We start from the raw sequence: 20175 nt of genomic DNA, 5'->3' as shown, positions 1-20175 counted from the left end.
TGCCAGGGTGAGGGATGCGGTCACTCCGGCTGACGCCGGGACTGATCGAGCAATCCACCCAGGCTTGCCGCCTTGGGCTTGACCAACCAGAAGTGACGCACGAAGTCAGGGAAATCACGCAGGATGTTGCGACCGCGCTCGGAGCCGGTCTCGGCCACGTATTCCTCGATCACTTCGCGCAGATGGCGACGATAGGCCTCCATGGCTTCGGTATTGATACGGTGGATTTCCACCAGCTCGTGGTTGTACTTGTCGACGAAGTCTCGACTCTCGTCCAGTACATAGGCGAAGCCGCCGGTCATGCCTGCACCGAAGTTGACGCCGGTTTCGCCCAGCACGCAGACCAGCCCGCCGGTCATGTACTCACAGCAGTGATCGCCCGCCCCTTCGATGACGGCATGCGCACCGGAGTTGCGCACCGCGAAGCGCTCGCCGGCAGTTCCCGCGGCGTACAACTTGCCGCCGGTCGCCCCATACAGGCAGGTGTTGCCGATGATGGCCGTCTTGTGGCTCTCGAAGCGCGAGCCGCGCGGCGGCACGATGGTCAGCTTGCCGCCATTCATGCCCTTGCCGACGTAATCGTTGGCATCGCCTTCCAGATGCATCTCGAGGCCATGCGCATTCCAGACCCCGAAGCTCTGCCCTGCCACGCCGGTCAGGCTGACCTTGAGCGGCGAGCCCGCCAGTCCTGCCTCGCCATATCGCTTGGCGATCTCACCGGAGACGCGCGCCCCGATGGAGCGATCGCAGTTGGTGACATGGAAGCTGAACTCGCCACCGCTGCGGCTGTCGATCGCCGACTCCATCGCCGCCAGCATCTCGAGGTTCTTGGCGCCGGGGTCATGCGGCTCGTTGCGGCTGACCTGGCAGAACTGCGGCGCGTCCTCGGGCACGAAGTCATTGCCCAGCAACGGCGTGAGGTCGAGACGACGCTGCGCGTTGGTCTCGCCTTCCAGCACTTCGAGCAGATCGGTACGACCGATCAGGTCGGTGATCTGGCGCACGCCCAGCAGCGCCATCAGCTCGCGCACCTCTTCAGCGATGAAGCGGAAGTAGTGCTTGACCATCTCGACGGTGCCGCGGAAATGCTCATCACGCAGCGCCTGGTGCTGGGTCGCGACACCGGTGGCACAGTTGTTCAGGTGACAGATACGCAGGTACTTGCAGCCCAGCGCCACCATCGGTGCCGTCCCGAAGCCGAAGCTCTCGGCCCCCAGAATCGCCGCCTTGACCACATCCAGACCGGTCTTGAGACCGCCATCCGTCTGCAGACGAATCTTGTGACGCAACTGATTGATGCGCAGCGCCTGGTGCACCTCGGGCAGCCCCAGCTCCCACGGGGAACCGGCATGCTTGATCGAGGTAATCGGGCTGGCCGCGGTGCCACCGTCGTAGCCGGAGACGGTGATCAGGTCGGCATAGGCCTTGGCGACACCGGTGGCGATGGTGCCGATACCGGGCTCGGAGACCAGCTTGACCGAGACCTGCGCTGACGGATTGACCTGTTTCAGGTCAAAGATCAGCTGTGCCAGATCCTCGATGGAATAGATGTCATGGTGCGGCGGCGGCGAGATCAGTGTCACCCCCGGCACGGCGTAGCGCAGACGTGCGATCAGGTCGTTGACCTTGCCGCCCGGCAGCTGACCGCCCTCACCGGGCTTGGCGCCCTGTGCGACCTTGATCTGCAGTACCTCGGCATTGACCAGGTACGCCGGCGTGACACCGAAACGCCCGGACGCGATCTGCTTGATCTTGGAGGAGCGCACGGTGCCGTAGCGTGCCGGGTCTTCACCGCCCTCACCGGAGTTGGAGCGCCCGCCGGCCTCGTTCATGGCCTGCGCCAGCGCCTCATGTGCCTCGGGAGACAGCGCGCCGAGTGACATGCCGGCGCTGTCGAAGCGCGGCAGCAGTGATTCGACGGACTCGACTTCCTCAAGCGGCAGCGGCTCGGCCACGGGCTTGAGGCTCAATAGATCGCGAATGGTCGCGACCGGGCGCTCGTTGACCAGGCGCGCGAATTCCTTCCACTTGCCGTAGTCCCCCTGCTGCACGGCCTGCTGCAGCTTCATCACCACGTCAGGGTTGTAGGCGTGGTACTCACCACCGTGCACGTACTTGACCAAACCGCCCTGCTTGATGCGCTTGCGCGGCAGCCAGGCTTCACGCGCCAGCAGCTCCTGCTGGAACTGCAGTTCGGCGAAGCCGGCGCCTTCGATGCGCGAGGCCATGCCGGTGAAGCACATGTCCATGACTTCACTGTTGAGCCCTACGGCCTCGAACAGCTGCGAGCCACGGTAGGAGCCGATGTGCGAGATGCCCATCTTGGACAGGATCTTGTAGAGGCCCTTCTGCATGCCCTTGCGATAGTTCTCGCGGGCATCGGCCGGGTTGCCGGACAGCTCGCCGGTGCGATGCATGTCGGCCATCACCTGATAGGCAAGGTAGGGGTAGACCGCCGTGGCGCCCACCCCGAACAGCACTGCCATCTGGTGTGCATCACGCGCATAGCCGGTCTCGATGACCAGATTGACGCGCGGACGCAGTGCCAGTGCTCCGAGGTGATGGTGAATGGCACCGGTCGCCAGCGCCGCGTGAATCGGCAATTGCCCCTTGGCGAGCCCGCAGTCGCTGAGCACCAGGATCACCTTGCCATTGCGCGCCGCTTCCTCGGCCTGCTGACAGATACCCTGAAGCGCCTGCTTCAGAGAGTCCTGACTCGGGTCATAGTGCAGCTTGAGCGTCTGGGAGGTGAACGCCGGGTCCTCATGATTGACCAGCGCATTGAACTTGCGCGGTGACAGCACCGGCGTGGTCAGGATCAGACGATGCGCGTGTTCCGGCGTCGCGTCGAAGATGTTGAGCTCGGCGCCACAGCAGGTCTCCAGCGACATCACGATCGCTTCGCGCAGCGGATCGATCGGCGGATTGGTGACCTGGGCGAACTTCTGACGGAAATAGTCGGTCAGTACGCGGTTCTGGCGCGACAGCACGGCCATCGGGGTGTCATCCCCCATGGAGCCGACCGCCTCCTGACCGCTCTCGGCCAGCGGGCGCAGCAGCTGATCACGCTCTTCAAAGCTGACCTGGAACATCTTCTGATAGACGTCCAGCGTGTCCGCTTCCATCGGCTGGAAACGCGCCAGCTCGGTCAGCGCGGACTCGAGGTAATTGGCATTTTCACGCAACCAGCGCTTGTAGGGATGGGCGCCCTTGAGGCGCTCGCTGACCTGATCGGTGTGCAGCACTTCACCGGTCTCGGTATCGACACCCAGCACCTGCCCCGGCCCGACACGCCCCTTGGCGACGACATCTTCCGGCTTGTAATCGTAGGTACCGATCTCGGAGGCCAGCGTGATGAAGCCATTGCGGGTGATGACCCAACGCGCCGGACGCAGACCGTTGCGGTCCAGCATGCACACGGCGTGGCGACCGTCGGTGAGCACGATGCCCGCCGGACCATCCCAGGCTTCCATGTGCATGGAATTGTATTCGTAGAAGGCCCGCAGGTCGGAATCCATCTGCTCGACGTTCTGCCAGGCCGGCGGCACCATCATGCGGATGGCGCGATAGATATCCATGCCACCGGTCAGCAGCACTTCCAGCATGTTGTCCATGCTGGAGGAATCGGAGCCGACCGTGTTGACGATCTCGTCCAGCTCAGCGATCTCGGGCAGCTGCTCGGAGACGAAGTTCTCCTTGCGCGCGTTTGCCCAGCCACGGTTGGCCTCGATGGTGTTGATCTCGCCGTTGTGGGCGAGGAAGCGGAACGGCTGGGCCAGCGGCCAGCGCGGCGCGGTGTTGGTCGAGAAGCGCTGGTGGAAGACACAGATCGCGGTCTCGAGGCGCGGGTCGCCCAGGTCCTTGTAGAAGCGCGGAAGGTCTTCCGGCATCACCAGACCCTTGAAGGAGATGACCTTGCCGGACAGCGAGCAGACGTAGAAGTCCTCTTCGCCCTTCAGCGCCTGCTCGGCGTATCTGCGCGCCATGAACAGATCGACATTGAAGGCGATATCGGTACGTTCACTGGAAGCTGCAACGAAGACCTGACGAATGCGCGGCAGGCAGTCGCGGGCCATCGGGCCGCACACGCTGTCATCCACCGGCATGTCACGCCAGCCGAGCACCTCGAGGTTGCGTGCCGTCAGGGCGGACTCGAAGGCATCACGCGCGGCCTGTTCACGCGCGTCATCATTCGGCAGGAAGAGCGTACCGACGGCATAGCGCTCGCCCAGCTCGAGCCCGAGCGTCTCTCGGGCGATCTGGCGCATGAAGCCATCCGGCATCTTGAGCAGCAGGCCGCAGCCATCACCGGTCTTGCCGTCGGCAGCGATACCACCGCGGTGAGTCATGCACGTCAGGGATTCAATGGCAGTCTGCAGCAGCTCATGGCTTGCCTGCCCTTCCATATGGGCGATCAAGCCGAAGCCGCAGTTGTCGCGGAACTCTCCCGGTTGGTGGAGACCTTTATTCATGGGCGTGCCTCACGGAGAAATCATGTGTCCAGATGCTTTTCAACAAGCATTTTCGAGGTTATAGTTATCGGTTATCTTTATTTTTATGCCTGCCGATAGTGGCGCCATCAGTGTCGCAACACGACGCCAGATTTCCCTCGAGCATATCCCCGCGCTTCCCCACCGCGCAATTCTCCACAGGTCGCCCATCGGGCAAAAAAACCTGACAAAACCGAAGGTTAGAGACACCTCATTCCAAAAAACCCTGTAGGCTCAAGCGCTTAGCGGGTAGACATGCCTCGCGGGTTTCGCCTTGCAACTTTAGTCTTGGATGAATAAAAAACAGCGTTTTTATTCAATTCTCCCCATACCGATTACGCATACGGCATACCAATTCAGGAATCACGCCCCGCTAATGCACTTGTCCTGCACACTCACCGGCACACCCGACCCGTACTTCGGACATGCGCCCTGGGCACGTCCACCTGAAGTGCCCACTGACGCTCGACAAAAAGAAAAGCCGCCACCCTGAGGTGACGGCTTTTCTTCTGCAGCAGATTCCGTGCACCAGCCAACGGCTGGTCGAGGGATCAGTGGCTGCTGCGCGGCCAGTGCTCCAGCATGTCCGCCAGCAGGCCGGCAGGCGCCTCTTCGGTAATCACCGCACGCCCGATACGCTCGAGCAGGATCAGACGCAGACGGCCATCGACATTCTTCTTGTCCAGCTGCATGTGACGCAGGAAGTCCTCGACCCCCATGTCCTCCGGCGCTTGCAGCGGCAGACCGGCCTTGCCGATCACCTTGGCGATACGCTCGACATCGGCACTCGACAGCCACCCCATGCGCGCCGAAAGCTCAGCGGCCATCAGCATGCCGGTGCCGACGGCTTCACCGTGCAGCCAGACGCCATAGCCCTGGTCCGTCTCGATGGCATGCCCGAAGGTGTGGCCGAGGTTGAGCAGTGCGCGCACGCCCTGCTCGGTCTCATCCTGCGCCACGACATCCGCCTTGATCGCACAACTGCGGCGGATGGCCTCTCCGAGCAAGGTTTCATCCAGCGCCATCAAGGCCTGCATGTTGTCTTCCAGCCAGCTCAGGAAGCTTTCATCCCACAGCAGGCCATACTTGATGACCTCGGCCATGCCCGCCGACAGCTCACGCTGCGGCAATGTCCTGAGGCTTGAGGTATCGATCAACACCAGTCTCGGCTGCCAGAAGGCACCCAGCATGTTCTTGCCGCGCGGATGATTGACGCCGGTCTTGCCCCCCACCGAGGAATCCACCTGCGACAGCAGCGTGGTCGGTACCTGGATGAAGGCCGCCCCCCGCTGATAACAGGCGGCGGCAAAACCGGTCATGTCGCCGATGACTCCCCCACCGAGGGCGATCAAGGTGCAACGACGATTGAAGCCGGCCTCGAGCAGGGCATCCCAGATCAGACCGATACTGGCCATGTGCTTGGTCTGTTCGCCATCCTCGAGAATCACCTCTCGAATATCCAGACCATCGCCAAGTGATGCCTTGAGCGCCTCCAGATACAGTGGCGCCACCACGGTGTTGGTGACGATCATCACCTGACGACCGGCGAGATGCTCACGAATGAGGTCTCCTCGCGCCGTCAGGCCCGGGCCGATGTGAATGGGGTAACTACGCTCGCCAAGTGCGACATCGAGACGATGAGCGGGAGCCAGGGACATGGTGATTCTCCTTGCGGCGAAACGAATGACGGCGCCTGAATGTAAGCGAGTGCCAGACTCCCCAGGGGAGTCTAGCCATGCACGTGGAGCGGGTCTGACAATGCCTTGAGCCGGCGCCGGATCTCGTTGGTGACCGCACGCGGGCTGCGTCGATCGGTACGCACGATGATATCCGCGGTGTCGCGATAGAGAGGGTCTCGCAGCTCGAAGAGACGCTTGAGCACCCGCCCCGGGTCATCCTGCTGGAGCAGAGGACGATTGCGGTCACGTCCGGCACGCTTGAGCTGCTGCTCGACCGGAGCATAGAGATAGACCACCGTGCCGCGCTCTCGCAGCACACGCCGGTTGGCTTCGGCCATGATGGCACCACCACCGGTGGCCATCACGACATCGGACAGCGAGGTCAGCTCGTCAATCACGGCCTGCTCGCGCCCGCGAAAGCCTGCCTCGCCCTCGACATCGAAGATCCAGGGGATGCTGGCACCGCAGCGATCTTCGATCACGTGGTCGCTATCGCAAAATTCACGATGCAAGTCGGCCGCCAGCAGGCGGCCGATAGTGCTCTTGCCGGCCCCCATGGGGCCGACAAGGAATACGTTGGGAATCACATGCATCAGCGCACCGCCAGGCCGTCCTCGATGATCTTCGGGGTAATGAATACCAGCAATTCTACCTTCTCGTTGGACTCTTCGGTATAGCGGAAGAGATTCCCGATCACCGGCAGATCCCCCAGGAAAGGTGTCTTGAAGACGCTGCGTATCTGTTCAGAGGTCAGAATACCGCCCAGCACCACCGTCTCGCCATCATTGACCAGCACCTGAGTCTCGATTTCATTGGTATCGATGGCCGGCTCGCCATTGAAGCTGTCATCGGACACGTCGTCATTGTTGATCAACAGATCCATGATGATGCGGTTGTCCGGGGTGATCTGCGGCGTGACCTCCAGCGCCAGCACCGCCTCCTTGAACTCGATGTTGGTCGCGCCGCTGGAGGTCGCCTCCTCGTAGGGAATTTCTTGACCCTGCTTGATGACGGCCTTCTTCTGGTTCGCCGTGATGATCTTGGGCTGGGAGATGGTCTGGCTCTTGCCTTCGCTTTCCAGCGCCGAAAGCTCCAGGTCCAGCAGGATGTCGCCGGACAGATAACCGAAGCTGAAGGTGCTGCCCGGATCACTGTCGTCACCCAGATTGACGCTCAGGCCACCATCACTGGTCGTGCCGGTCGAGGCGCCTTCCAGACCGAACTTGCCGTTGCTGCTATTGGAAAGCCCCCAGTTGACACCGATTTCACTCGACACGCTGCTGCGCGCGATCACGATGCGCGCCTCGATCTGGACCTGACGCACCGGAATGTCGAGATACTCGAGGGTACCGCGAATGGACTCCAGAGTGTCGCGCGTGTCCTGAATCAACATGGTGTTGGTACGCTCATCCACCATGACACGACCGCGCTCGGAGAGCAGGCCGATACCGCCTTCCCCGCGCAGCAATGCCGCCAGGTCCGCCGCCTTGGCATAACGCACCTGAATGTACTCCGTCGTCAGGGGCGCCAGCTCCTTGACCTGCTGATTGGCTTCCAGCTCCTTGCGCTCAAGTGCCGCCAGCTCTTCCGCCGGCGCGACCATCAGCACGTTGCCCATGCGGCGACTGGCCAGGCCATTCGACTTGAGCACCAGGTCCAGCGCCTGATCCCAGGGCACTTCCTTGAGGTTCAGGGTCACGTTGCCGGTGACGTTGTCACTGGCCACCAGATTGAGCCCAGTGAAGTCCGCGATGATCTGCAGCACCGAGCGCACTTCGATATTCTGGAAGTTCAGCGAGATCTTCTTGCCGGTGTACGGGAACTTGTCCTTGATCCGCTCCGCCTGCTCTTCCCGTGTCAGCGGCTTGACCTCAAGCACCAGCTCGTTGCCGGCCTGGGTGGCCAACTGGGTGTAGTAGCCATTGGCATCCACCACCAGGCGCACACCATCACGAGTACGCTGCGGGTCGATCCTCGAGACCGGAGTCGCGAAATCACCGACATCCAGCACCTGATTCAGCTCTGGCGGCAGGGCGACACCCTTGAGATCGATATAGATCTTGCGGCCACGCTCGGTCACGCGAGACTCGACATTGGCGCGATTGAAGTTGACCACGACACGCCCTTCCCCCTCGCTGCCCCGACGGAAATCGATACCACTGACGGAAGGCTCCGCCGCGACTTCCAGTCCGCCACCCTGCTGCTGCGGCTGCGCGGACTGGCCTGACGCGGCGGCGGCCACCGGACCGCCCTGCTCACCGACGATGACATAGAGGCTATTGCCTTCGGTACGGGTCACATAGGGACGGGTCTGGCTGAGCTTCATGACCAGGCGCGTACGCGAGCCGGCCTCCAGCGCCACCAGCTCCTCGACCCCATTGAGGCCGAGCTCGAAGCGGCGCTTGTCCAGCTGACTGCTGGTATCCATGAGATCGATGGTGATACGCGGCGGTGTCTCGATCCGGTATCCCTTGACCTCAGGCACCCCGCCGGCGAAATCGAGCTTGAGCTCCATCCGATCGCCACCCAGCGAAGTGAATTCCAGATCCTGCAGCGTGGAGGCCGCCTGCGCCACACTCGCCATCAGGCTGCCGAAAGCCGCCAACCCCAGCAGACTCATTCGTTGCAATCGCGTCATGTTCCCTTGTCCCCTGTCTCGCTGCGGCTCCGCCCAGCCATTGAGGCTGATCGCGCCTTATTCTTGTCGAAGCATTATGGTGTCGGTCATCGACCGCTCATCTTCCGTGACGATTCTGCAGACAGCGCCGCCAGCACGCGCTAACCGCTGGCATCTGCCGGTTGAGTCAATGCCATGGCGCGGGTTCGTTCGATCCAACCGCCCTGACCGTTGGGCACGATTTCCACCAGGTCCAGCTGAGTATCACCGATGCGAATGATGCGGCCGAAATTGCTCCCCATGTGCCCGCCGACACTCACACGCTGCACCTCCTGCTCCGGCGTCAAGATCAACGCCGAGCGACTGCCGTCCACATCCAGGGTCCCCACCATGCTGAGCTGCTCCATCGGCCAGGCCTCAAGAGGCTCGCGGGGGCGATCCAGATCCGGCCGCACGCCATTGTCCACCATGGCGAGCTCCTCCTCCGGCTCCGGCAGTCGCGACTGGAAAGGACTACGAGCATCTGCCATGTCGTACGTCACGGGATGATACTCGGGCTGAGGCGGCAGGTCCTTGACCTGCCCCGTCGGCCGCCCTCTGAGCGACTCGAGCTCGCTCTCCAGCGCAGGCAGCTGCGGGTCACCACAACCGGCCAGCAGTGTCAGCAACACCGCACCACCCAGCACGGCATGCTTGCGACGTGTCGTCAGACTCATCATTTACCTCCCGATGGCAACGGTGCGCCTTGGCGGTAGTTGTAAGTCTTGGCCAGCAGCGACAATTCCAGGTCTTCGCCCTGCGAGACCGGTGTCAGCACGAAGTCATGCAACGTCACGATACGCGAAAGCCCGGCGACCCCTGACACGAAGGCGGCAATGCGGTGGTAATCGCCGCGCACCTTGATATCGAAGGGCTGTTCGACGTAGAAATCGCGATTCTGGGCCGGCTTGAGGCGAATGTATTCCACCTCCAGCTGGTTGTTGATGGCCGTCTCGCTGATGTCATCGAGCAGAGCCGGCACTTCGGCATCGGTCGGGAGCATCTCGAGCAGCTGTTCCATGCGCGTCTCCAGCTCGGCCATCTGCTCACGCATCACGGGCAGATTGGCCGCCTTGAAGGCCTTGGTCTCGAACTGGCTCAGCAGCTGACGTTCCTTGGCTTGCAGGCGCTCAAGATCCTCGGCCTTGGGCGCCGCAAGGAACCAGTGGGACGCCCAGAACAGGGCACCAAAGACGATCAGCACCAACACCACCTGCAAGGTGACGGGCCAGATACCCGCCTCCTTGAGGTCGAGATCCTGGAAGTCCGTCGACTTGAGACGACGCACTTCGGCATTGAGGAAACTCATTTCCGACCTCCCTGCCTGGCGGCCTTCGTATCGGCAGCACTGGAAGCGACAGCCGTCGGTGTCTCGGGAATCATGATATTGAAGCTGCGACGATCATCGTCGCTGCTCTGTACGTCGGACAGTGTCGGCGTACCGAAGACATCCGATGCCGCAAGCGTGCGCATCAGACCGGACACCTGACGCGTATTCTCCGCGATGCCGTTGGCCTTGATCTGACGTCCGCTGCGACTGATGCTCTGGTACCAGGCACCCTCGACCAGCGTCGCAACGAGCTGATTGAAGACACGTACCGTTTCCGGGCGCGAGAACTGCAGACTGCGAATCAGCTCGATCTGCGCCAGCATCTGGTCACGCCGACTCTCGATATCCTCGACTTCCTTGATATCGCGATTCAGTCGCGCCATTTCCTTCTCGATGAAGGCATGCCGCTGCTTCTGCGCCTCGAGCTGGCTCTGGTAATACTCGCTCATGCCAAACCCGGCTCCCACCCCCACCACGGCGGCCAGCGCCAGAATGCCGAAGAAGCGCTTGCTGCGCTTCTCGCGACGCTCCTCACGCCACGACAGCAGATTGATCTCGATGGTCATGAGCGCTTCCTCATCGCAAGCCCGCAAGCCGTCAACATCGCAGGGGCATCACCGGCCAGCGCCTGGATGTCGACTCGAGGGTTGACGCTCATGTGCGTAAAGGGATTGGCCATGATCACTTCCAGTCCGGTGTGCCCTGCCAGCGACTCACGTAATCCGGGAATGGCGGCTGTCCCTCCTCCCAGCAGAATGCGCTGGACCTCACGACGCTTGCCGGCGGTGTAATAGAGCTGCAGGGAGCGCGCGATCTGCTGCACGAGCGTGTCACGGAACGGATCCAGCACTTCACTGTCATAGGTGTCCGGCAGACCACCGCGCTTCTTGGCCAGACCCGCTTCGTCATTGGAAAGATCGAAACGGTTCATGATCTCGTCGGTCAGCTGACGCCCCCCGAACACGGCATCCCGGCTGTAGACGATGCGACCATTCTGGATGACATGAAAAGCCGTCATGGTGGCACCGATATCGACGACCGCGACGCACTCTTCATTGTCGTAGGTAGGGGGGAGCTGGTGGCGCAATTCACCGAAGGCACGCTCCAGCGAAAAGGTCTCGACATCGACCGCTGACGGCTCAAGGCCGGCCTGCTCGAGCGCGGAGGTGAGCTGATCAACATCCAGGCTGCGACAGGCCACCAGCAGCAGATCCTGCTGATCAGGGTTGCGGGCATTGACCCCCAGATGCTGGAAGTCGAACGCCACATCATTGAGCGGGAAGGGAAAATGCTTCTCGGATTCGAGCGCGATGCGCTGCTCGATCTCGTCATCGGCCAGATTGGTCGGAAAGCTCAATGTCTTGGTGATGGCGGCACTGGCCGGCACCGCCACGACGGCTCGTCGCGAGCGCGGCTGGGCCTGCTCGACCGCGCGCTTGATCGCCAGCACGACTTCATCCATGTCGCGGATGCGCCGCTCGACGACTGCGCCTTCCTTCAAGGGGCGCACCGCGTAGCTATCGATCTGGTATCGATTTCCGTGTCTGGACAGCTCCAGGAGCTTGACGGTCGCCGATGTGATATCGACGCCAATCAGTCCCTTGCCGGCGGATTTGAGTCCCAGCAATTGGCATTCCCCTGCTCTGATGACGACCCCGTCTGACTGGCGGGCCGCCGCTTCCCGTGCGGCACCGCCGCGGCACCCTCTTCTGCTGAGAGGTTACATTATGTTTCGCAGAATAACACAACAGACGCGCAAGACAGGGTTCAACGCTGGCCGCATCTGGACCCGCTACTTATAATGCCCCAGCAATGGAATTGCCAATCCCCCCGCAGCCACCCGCCTTTCATTACCCACGGACCCTGTCTTGCCCATGAAGCTATTGAGACGACTACTTTCGCCAGTGTTCTGGCTGCTGCTGTCACTGTGTGCTGCGGGATTGCTGGCCATCGTCGGCGCCTCCCTGTATTTCGCACCTGGCCTGCCCGATGTTCATCAATTGCAGGATACCAAGCTGCAGACGCCGCTGCGTATCTACACCCGTGACGGCAAGCTGATCGGCGAATACGGTGACCAGCGCCGCATCCCGGTCACCTTCGACGAGATCCCCGAGACGTTTGTGGATGCCCTGCTCGCGGCCGAGGACAGCAATTTCTTCTCGCACCCGGGCATCGACCCCAAGGGCCTCGCGCGTGCCGCCGTCCAGCTGGCTTCCAGCGGCAGCATCCAATCGGGCGGCAGCACCATCACCATGCAGGTCGCGCGCAACTACCTGCTGACGCTGGATCAGACGTTCACGCGCAAGATTCGCGAAATCCTGCTGTCACTGCAGATGGAGCAGATCCTCTCCAAGCAGGAGATCCTCGAGCTCTACGTCAACAAGATCTTTCTGGGCCATCGCGCCTACGGGATCGCGGCTGCGGCACGCACCTACTATGACAAGTCTCTCGATGAACTGACCCTGGCGGAGCAGGCCATGCTGGCAGGCCTGCCCAAGGCCCCCTCCAGCTTCAACCCGCTCACCAACCCTCAGCGCGCCCTGATCCGTCGCAACTGGATCCTGCTGCGCATGAAGGAACTGGGCTACATCGAGCCTCAGGCCTATGACAAGGCCGTCAAGGCACCGATCACCGCGGCACGCCATTACACGCGGCCGGAAGTCGAGGCGCCCTATGTCGCAGAGATGGCCAGAAGCTTCGCGGTCGATCGTTTCGGTGACAAGGCATATACCGACAATGTGCGCATCACCACGACGCTGGACAGCAAGCTGCAGCCGCAGGCTCGCGATGCCTTGATCAAGGGCCTGATCGACTATGACACCCGCCATGGCTGGCGTGGCGTGGAGGAATCCGGTATCGCGGCGTCACTGGCGGAAGCTCAGGACCAGACCGATCAGGCCGGCCTCGAAGAAGAGATCTCTCGCTCTCCCGAAGTGCTGGAAACGGCCAGACAGGCCGCCCAGAAGAGCGAGAAGCGCATCGAGGGCATCGACCGCGATGTCTCCAACTGGCTGAAAGTGCTGGATCGCACGCCGGACTATGGCCCGCTCGAAGCCGCCATCGTGGTGGAAAATGATGGCAAGCAGATGAAGGTCCTGCTGGCAGACGCCAGCCTGGCCACGATTGGCTGGGACGGCCTGAAATGGGCTCGCGAGTACAAGAGCTCCCGCTGGCGCGGTGGTGTACCCGGCTCTGCCGCCGAGATCGCCAAGGTCGGCGATCTGGTACGCGTCATCAAGGAAGATGATGGCTATCGCCTGGGTCAGCTGCCGGATGCCCAGTCGGCCATCGTTTCACTGGACCCGGAAAGTGGCGCTATCCTCGCACTCCAGGGCGGCTTCAGCTATTCCGCCAGCAAGTTCAATCGAGCGATTCAGGCACGTCGTCAGGCCGGCTCCATCTTCAAGCCGTTCATCTACCTCTCGGGGCTCGAGCAGGGCGGCATGTCACCGGCGACCATCATCAACAATGCTCCGGTGGTCATGCAGGATGGCAACAAGGTATGGCGCCCGGAGAACGCCGGCGGCAAGTTCACTGGTCCGACCCGGATCCGCGTTGGTCTCTATCGCTCCCTGAACCTGGTGTCCGTGCGACTGCTGCAGACCGTCGGTCTCGAGAAGACGCTCGACTTCCTCGTCAAGGTGGGCTTCAAGCGCGAAGAGCTGCCCAACGGCCTGTCACTGGCACTGGGCAGCGCCTCGCTGACACCGCTGGAAATGGCCCGTGCCTACGCCGTACTCTCGAACGGCGGCTTCCGTGTCGAACCCTGGTACATCGACACCGTCACGCGCGGTGACGACGAGACCGACTACGAAGCTCATCCGGCCGTCGCCTGCGCCAACTGCACGCCGGGCATGGTGACCGTCAATCGTGATGGCCGTCAGTATCCGCTGGCCGAGCGCATCGCCTCGCCGGAATCCATGTACCTGATCCGTGACATGATGGAAGACGTCATCAAGCGCGGCACCGGCCGTGGGGCCCTGACGCTTGGTCGCGATGACCTGGCCGGCAAGACAGGGACCACCAATGACCAGCGTGACGCCTGGTTCTCCGGCTTCAACAGCAAGCTGGTCGCGACCGTCTGGGTCGGCAAGGACTCCAATGACACCCTCGCCGAGTACGGTGCCCAGGCCGCGCTGCCCATCTGGGTCGACTACATGCGTGGCGCCCTCAAGGGCATGCCATCCGCCAGGATGGAGCGCCCCGATGACATCGTGAGCGCGACCATCGACCCGGAGTCCGGCAAGCGCCTGCACAGTGGTCAATCCGGCGGCGTCAGCGAGCTGTTCCGCAAGGACAATCTGCCGCCCTACAAGGAACGCACCATCCGCAAGGAGCTGGAGCAACAGAGCGGCTCAGAAGGTACTGGAACTTTCGAGGCCATCTTCTGATCTGAAGCAGGTCACCTGCGCCCGTCCACACCGCGCGCAGTGAGGTGAAAGAAGAGCGGCCCATGGTCGCTCTTCTTTCATCCATCTGGCCTCGCTGTCCTTCAATGCCCCCTTTCACCATGCCCGGAGTCTGCATGCTTCACCCATTGCCCACACTGCGCATGACCCTGCTGCTGTGTCTGGCCCTGAGCCCGCTTCGCGAGGCCAGTGCCGATGATGACCTCTTCTACGCTCCCCCCGCCGCCAGCGAGGATTCCGAGCCATTCAGCGGTCAGGCCGAGCTGGGCTTTACCAAGCTCTCCGGCAACTCGAACAGCGAAACCTTGCTGGGCAAGGCCCGCCTGTCCTGGCACCTCAAGCCCTGGACCCACACCTTCCGCATGGAAGCCAAGCATGTGTCCAGCAGCGGCGAGACCACCACCGAGCAGTACCTGATCGGTCAGCGTGAGCGCTATGACCTGGGGCGTGATCGATATGCCTTCGGGCTGCTGCGCTGGGAGAAGGAGCGCTTCTCCGGCTATGACGATCAAGTCACCTCCATCGGGGGGTACGGGATTCGCCTGCTGTCAGGCCCTGAGCACAATCTCTCTGTCGAGGCGGGTCCGGGCTATCGCTACGACAATATCACCGAGGGGGATCACGAGAACTATCTCCTCGGTTACACGGCCATGGATTATCGTTGGCAGCTGTCTGATACCTCGAATTTCGAGCAGCAGTTCTCGGTGGAAGGTACCCGGGACAACATCATCAGCCGTAGCTATACCGCACTGACCGTCTCCATCAACTCCAGCCTGGCCTTGAAGCTCTCCCACGAGATCAAGAACAACACCAGCCCGCCGGATGACACGGACGCCAAGACCGACACCACCACCGCCGCCTCGATTCTCTACAACTTCTAGTGCGCCACTGAAAGTTGTTGGACAGGCAGCAAAAAGCCCTCGCCGGACATCTCCGACGAGGGCTTTTTTTTCAGCACCCCGCAAGCGGGGCCCGATGACGCTTAGCCGTAGACCTGATCCGCATTGGTCAGCGGGTAATGCGCCGGATAGGGCTTGCGCGCGACACCGGAATCGATGGCGGCTTGCGCCACGGCAGCCGGCAGACGCTCGAGCAGACGCGCATCCATCGGCGTCGGGATGATGTACCCCGGACCGAATTCGAGGCTGTCGATCTCGTAGGCATCCAGCACGTCCTGGCTGACCGGCTCGCGAGCAAGATCCTTCAGCGCGTGAACGGCCGCCAGCTTCATCTCTTCATTGATGCGTGTGGCTCGCACGTCCAGCGCACCGCGGAAGATGAACGGGAAGCCCAGCACGTTGTTGACCTGGTTCGGGTAATCGGAGCGACCTGTCGCCATGATGACGTCCGGACGCGCTTCGCGAGCGGTATCCGGATGGATTTCCGGATCCGGGTTGGAGCACGCGAACACGATCGGCGTGTCAGCCATCTTCTTGAGCTGCTCGGCCTTCAAGAGATTGGGGCCGGACAGGCCGACGAAGACATCCGCACCTTCGATGACATCATCCAGCGTACGCAGCTCGGTCTCGGTGGCGAACATCGCCTTGTACTGGTTCAGGTCATCACGGCCGCTGTGGATCACGCCCTTGCGATCGAGCATGAAGATGTTCTCGACCTTGGCACCACTGGAGACCAGCAGCTTCATGCAGGCAATCGCGGCAGCACCAGCGCCCAGGCAGACGATACGCGCGTCTTCCAGGGACTTGCCGGCGATCTCGAGTGCGTTGAGCATGCCGGCAGCGGTGACGATGGCCGTGCCGTGCTGGTCATCATGGAAGACCGGGATGTTGCACTGTTCGATCAACGCCTGCTCGACTTCGAAGCACTCCGGTGCCTTGATGTCTTCCAGGTTGATGCCACCGTAGGTGGTGTGGATGCGACGCACGGTATCGATGAAGGCCTGCGGGCTTTCCGCATCGATCTCGACGTCGACGGAGTTGATGCCAGCGAAGCGCTTGAACAGCACGCCCTTGCCTTCCATGACCGGCTTGGAAGCCAGCGGCCCGAGATTGCCCAGCCCCAGGATGGCGGTGCCATCGGAGATGACGGCGACCAGGTTGCCCTTGCCGGTATACAGGTAGGCATTTTCCGGATCGGCAGCAATCTCGCGGCACGGCTCGGCTACACCCGGGCTGTAGGCCAGCGCGAGGTCCTTGGCAGTTTCTGTCGGCTTGGTCAGCTCGATGGACAGCTTTCCGGGAATCGGTTCGGCGTGATATTGCAGTGCTGCTTTCTTCATGGCATCAGACATGCGTGTCATCCGGTATTTTAGCGGGGGTTGGCTGTGACCAGAATATAGAAAAACCCCCTCGCGAACAACCAACGCAACTTGTTGTTATAAAAGGAATTAATACGGATGTTTAAAAACTGTTTTAGCCATTCGTCTAACGTTATGGATGCCCCACTCAGTCATAAACCTTTCCTTATCACTGACGGGTCGGCGTGGCGTTTCGCCCCGCGTATCTCATGAAAATCCGCGCAATGCCTGCGCGCATCCGGCGCCGGAAATGGAAATGCCTCCTGCGCAGAGGGGTGATGCGTTGGTGGCGCTGGAATAGTGCCAGCTCGGCACCAATCCCCTCACCTGCATCGAATGACAGACACAAAAAAACCCGCTCGCAAGCGGGTTTTTTCGTTGATGGCGCTGCGCGAGGCACAGCGCCATGCAAGCGACAAGCAGCTGAAGGTATCAGCGCTTGATGGCAGCACCGAAACGCTTGTTGAAGCGCTCGACGCGGCCACCGGTGGTAGCCTGCTTCTGCTTGCCGGTGTAGAACGGGTGGCACTCGGAGCACACGTCCAGCGCGAAGGTCTGCTTGGAAGTGGAACCGATTTCGTGCTGCGCGCCGCAGGAGCAGGTTGCGGTCTGGCGCTGGTAGTCCGGATGGATACCCTGTTTCATGGTGTGTAACCTCAGGTCGCTGTGCACCGCCACCTGATCGATTGCCAGGCACCGTACACGGGTTTTGGATGTAACCGGTCATTCCGCCGACTCCGACGGAAGGCGACGCATTTTACCAGCCATCTGCGACAAGACCAAACTTTGTGGCGTTTATTGCCGGCAACACTCTGTAGACTGCGTGGCGTTTTCCTCTCGTCATCTCATTCTCTCTTCCTCGGATGCCTTGCGTGCCTGACACCAGCGACAAGACTGCGACTCACCTGCCCGGACGTGTACTGGGCATCGCGATTCCCGGCCCCCTGCGCGACCTGTTTGACTATCTGCCAGCACGCCAGCCACCTCGCCATGGCTGGCAGGTCGGTCTGCGCGTGCGCGTCGAGTTCGGCCGTCGCCAGCTGGTCGGGGTGATCGCGGAGCTGCGCAGCGACTCAGCCTTTCCCATCGAGAAGCTCAAGCCCGTCAGCGAGGTGATCGACGAAGCGCCATTGCCGGCCGACTGGCTGTGGATATGTCAGTTCACCGCACGCTATTACCAGCACTCGCTCGGCGACACCTTCGCGCAGGCGATGCCATCGCTGCTGCGCCAGGGACGTGCCCTCGAGGCACGCACCCGTGAGCGCTGGTCACTCACCGACAAGGGGCGTATCACGGAGCCGGCCAGCCTCGGCCGCGCGACCCGCCAGATCGCACTGCTCGAGCTGCTCGCTCAGCACCGTCATGGCCTGGTACACAGCGCGATCACCGCCCAGGGCTTCACCCGCCAGCAGCTGGAAACCCTGCGCAGTCGTGGCTTCATCGAATCACGTGAAGAGCCTGTCACCGGCGCCACCCCGGAGCAGGCCAGCAAGGGCGTGTTGGCCGAGCCCAGCCTGGCACTCAATGACGAGCAGGGCCGCGCGCTCTCGCGCCTGCATGAAGGCCTGAGTCGCTTCTCCCCCACGCTGCTGGAGGGCGTGACCGGCTCCGGCAAGACCGAGGTCTACCTGCAACTGATCGAGGCGGTGCTGGATCGCGGCGGCCAGGCACTGGTGCTGGTGCCCGAGATCGGCCTGACGCCCCAGACGCTGGAGCGCTTCCGCAGACGTTTCCGCGTCCCTCAGGTGATGCTGCATTCCGGCGTCAGCGATGGCGAGCGCCTCGATGGCTTCGAGGCGGCACGCAGCGGCCGCGCGCGCATCGTGATCGGCACCCGCTCCGCCATCTTCACGCCGATGGCAAAGCTCGGGGTGCTCATCGTCGACGAGGAGCACGATGGCTCCTTCAAGCAGCAGGATGGCCTGCGCTATCACGCCCGGGATCTGGCGCTGGTACGTGGCAAGCAGGAAGGCATCCCGGTGGTGCTCGGCAGCGCCACGCCGTCTCTGGAAAGCCTGCGCCATGCCCGCGAAGGGCGCTTCACTCACCTGCATCTGCATCAGCGTGCCGGGCGCAGCCAACCGGCACGCCTGCACCCGATCGACCTGCGCGGCCGCATGACGCTGGGCGGACTCTCCACCCAGAGTCTGGACGCCATCGAGAAGCGCCTCGCCCAGGGCGATCAGGTGCTGGTATTCATCAATCGGCGCGGCTTCGCCCCGACGCTGACCTGCCATGCCTGCGGCTGGATTGCCGAATGTGACAACTGCGACGCACGCATGACCCTGCATCGCCATCCCCCGCAGCTGACCTGCCATCACTGCGAACGCACCCGCCCGCTGCCGGATGCCTGCCCGGCCTGCGGCAGCGGCGATGTTCGTCCGCAAGGTGCGGGCACCGAGCGCACCGAAGAGCTGCTCGGCGAGAAATTCCCCGACGTGCCGGTGCTGCGCATCGACCGCGACAGCACCCAGCGCAAGGACGCCATGAGTGAAGCGCTGGCAGTGATCCGCCGTGGCGAACCCTGCCTGCTGGTCGGCACCCAGATGCTGGCCAAGGGCCACCACTTCCCCCACGTCACGCTGGTGGTGGTGGTCAATGCCGATAGCGGACTCTACGCCGCCGACTTCCGTGCGCTGGAGCAATCCGCCCAGCTGCTGGTGCAGGTCGCGGGGCGTGCCGGACGCGCCGAGCGCCCCGGTGAGGTGCTGATCCAGACCCGCCACCCGGAAGACCCCAATCTGCTGACACTGATCCAGGCCGGCTACCCACAGCTGGCCGGCGAGCTGCTGGAGGAGCGCCGCATCGCGCAGTTGCCGCCGTTCAGCCATCTGGCCTTGCTGCGCGCCGAAGCCACCGATCAGCAGCAGGTCGAGCAGTGGCTGTTGAAGGTAGGAAGCGCCCTGCGTCAGCACATCGACAGCGCCGACCTCAAGGTGGACTGCCTCGGCCCGGTACCGGCGCCGATGGAGCGCCGCCAGAATCGCTATCACGCCCAATTGCTGTTGCGCGCGGCGAAACGCGGCCCGCTACATGAAGCCGCCGCCTGGCTGGTGACGCTCTGCGAGCAGGATCGTGACGCGCGCCGCCTGCGCTGGTCACTGGATGTCGATCCCATCGGCATGGCCTGAGTCTGGCAGGGGGACTCAGGCAGGTGTCGCCAGCCCCGATACTGAACTGACCACTATCCCGCCAGGACACGGATTGCGCCGTGATTGATCACGACGGTTTATGCAAGCCGCAGGATCGGTGATAATGCCCGCCATCGTGCAGCGACATCCGCACTCCCCCATTGCCCGCAGGCCTGATGCCTGCAACCGCCTGCTCCAGAGCACGCGGTGCGACCTGAGCCGT

The 20175-nt window shown here is 62.4% G+C and carries 13 protein-coding genes; 3 read left to right on the top strand and 10 right to left on the bottom strand.

Features of this window, described 5'->3' with window-relative positions; translation table 11 throughout:
• Positions 1–20: 20 nt before the first annotated feature.
• The 8 genes from gltB to pilM all read right to left on the bottom strand — a co-directional run bounded on the left by gltB (position 21) and on the right by pilM (position 11782).
• Positions 21–4472 (bottom strand): glutamate synthase large subunit, encoded by a 4452-nt coding sequence (gene gltB / locus HXS65_RS14510; RefSeq protein ID WP_176494257.1) that lies wholly within the window; start codon positions 4470–4472, stop codon positions 21–23.
• A 569-nt stretch (positions 4473–5041) separates the two neighbouring features.
• Positions 5042–6148, bottom strand: coding sequence for a 3-dehydroquinate synthase (aroB, locus tag HXS65_RS14505; protein ID WP_084207838.1), 1107 nt, complete (start codon positions 6146–6148; stop codon positions 5042–5044).
• A gap of 71 nt (positions 6149–6219) precedes the next feature.
• Positions 6220–6762 (bottom strand): shikimate kinase AroK, encoded by a 543-nt coding sequence (aroK, locus tag HXS65_RS14500; protein WP_077377951.1) that lies wholly within the window; start codon positions 6760–6762, stop codon positions 6220–6222.
• A complete protein-coding gene (locus HXS65_RS14495; protein WP_077377948.1) occupies positions 6762–8807 on the bottom strand; it encodes a type IV pilus secretin PilQ in 2046 nt (681 codons plus the stop codon). Before HXS65_RS14495 ends, aroK begins: the two co-directional genes overlap by 1 nt.
• 140 nt (positions 8808–8947) lie before the next feature.
• Positions 8948–9502 carry a pilus assembly protein PilP gene (locus HXS65_RS14490; protein ID WP_176494256.1) on the bottom strand — a complete coding sequence of 185 codons (555 nt, stop codon included), beginning with the start codon at positions 9500–9502 and terminating at the stop codon, positions 8948–8950.
• Positions 9502–10134, bottom strand: a complete 633-nt coding sequence (locus HXS65_RS14485) for a type 4a pilus biogenesis protein PilO (RefSeq protein ID WP_077377942.1) — start codon at positions 10132–10134, stop codon at positions 9502–9504. The genes HXS65_RS14490 and HXS65_RS14485 overlap by 1 nt, the downstream gene beginning before the upstream one ends.
• On the bottom strand, positions 10131–10721 hold the full coding sequence (locus HXS65_RS14480) for a PilN domain-containing protein (protein WP_077377939.1): 591 nt from the start codon (positions 10719–10721) through the stop codon (positions 10131–10133). The genes HXS65_RS14485 and HXS65_RS14480 overlap by 4 nt, the downstream gene beginning before the upstream one ends.
• Positions 10718–11782 (bottom strand): type IV pilus assembly protein PilM, encoded by a 1065-nt coding sequence (gene pilM, locus HXS65_RS14475; RefSeq protein ID WP_103751454.1) that lies wholly within the window; start codon positions 11780–11782, stop codon positions 10718–10720. Before pilM ends, HXS65_RS14480 begins: the two co-directional genes overlap by 4 nt.
• A gap of 247 nt (positions 11783–12029) precedes the next feature.
• On the opposite strand from pilM, the gene HXS65_RS14470 reads away from it, so the two are divergent.
• Both HXS65_RS14470 and HXS65_RS14465 read left to right on the top strand, forming a co-directional pair.
• On the top strand, positions 12030–14546 hold the full coding sequence (locus tag HXS65_RS14470; protein WP_176494255.1) for a penicillin-binding protein 1A: 2517 nt from the start codon (positions 12030–12032) through the stop codon (positions 14544–14546).
• A 134-nt stretch (positions 14547–14680) separates the two neighbouring features.
• The gene (locus HXS65_RS14465) at positions 14681–15445 is read left to right on the top strand and encodes a YdiY family protein (RefSeq protein WP_176494254.1); all 765 of its coding nucleotides are present in this window, start codon (positions 14681–14683) and stop codon (positions 15443–15445) included.
• A gap of 101 nt (positions 15446–15546) precedes the next feature.
• On the opposite strand, the gene HXS65_RS14460 is transcribed toward HXS65_RS14465, so the two are convergent.
• Both HXS65_RS14460 and rpmE read right to left on the bottom strand, forming a co-directional pair.
• Positions 15547–16815 carry a malic enzyme-like NAD(P)-binding protein gene (locus tag HXS65_RS14460; protein WP_176494253.1) on the bottom strand — a complete coding sequence of 423 codons (1269 nt, stop codon included), beginning with the start codon at positions 16813–16815 and terminating at the stop codon, positions 15547–15549.
• A 438-nt stretch (positions 16816–17253) separates the two neighbouring features.
• The gene (gene rpmE / locus HXS65_RS14455; RefSeq protein ID WP_077377930.1) at positions 17254–17466 is read right to left on the bottom strand and encodes a 50S ribosomal protein L31; all 213 of its coding nucleotides are present in this window, start codon (positions 17464–17466) and stop codon (positions 17254–17256) included.
• A gap of 218 nt (positions 17467–17684) precedes the next feature.
• Here rpmE and HXS65_RS14450 point away from each other — a divergent pair, with 218 nt between their 5' ends.
• Positions 17685–19952: a primosomal protein N' gene (locus HXS65_RS14450; RefSeq protein WP_176494252.1), complete on the top strand. Its 2268-nt coding sequence runs from the start codon at positions 17685–17687 to the stop codon at positions 19950–19952.
• Positions 19953–20175 lie beyond the last annotated feature (223 nt).

It is taken from the genome of Cobetia sp. 5-25-4-2 (genome assembly GCF_013374075.1).
Classification (GTDB): domain Bacteria; phylum Pseudomonadota; class Gammaproteobacteria; order Pseudomonadales; family Halomonadaceae; genus Cobetia; species Cobetia marina.
The sequence above is the reverse complement of the archived record's forward strand: the minus strand, read 5'-3'. Positions and strand labels throughout refer to the sequence as shown.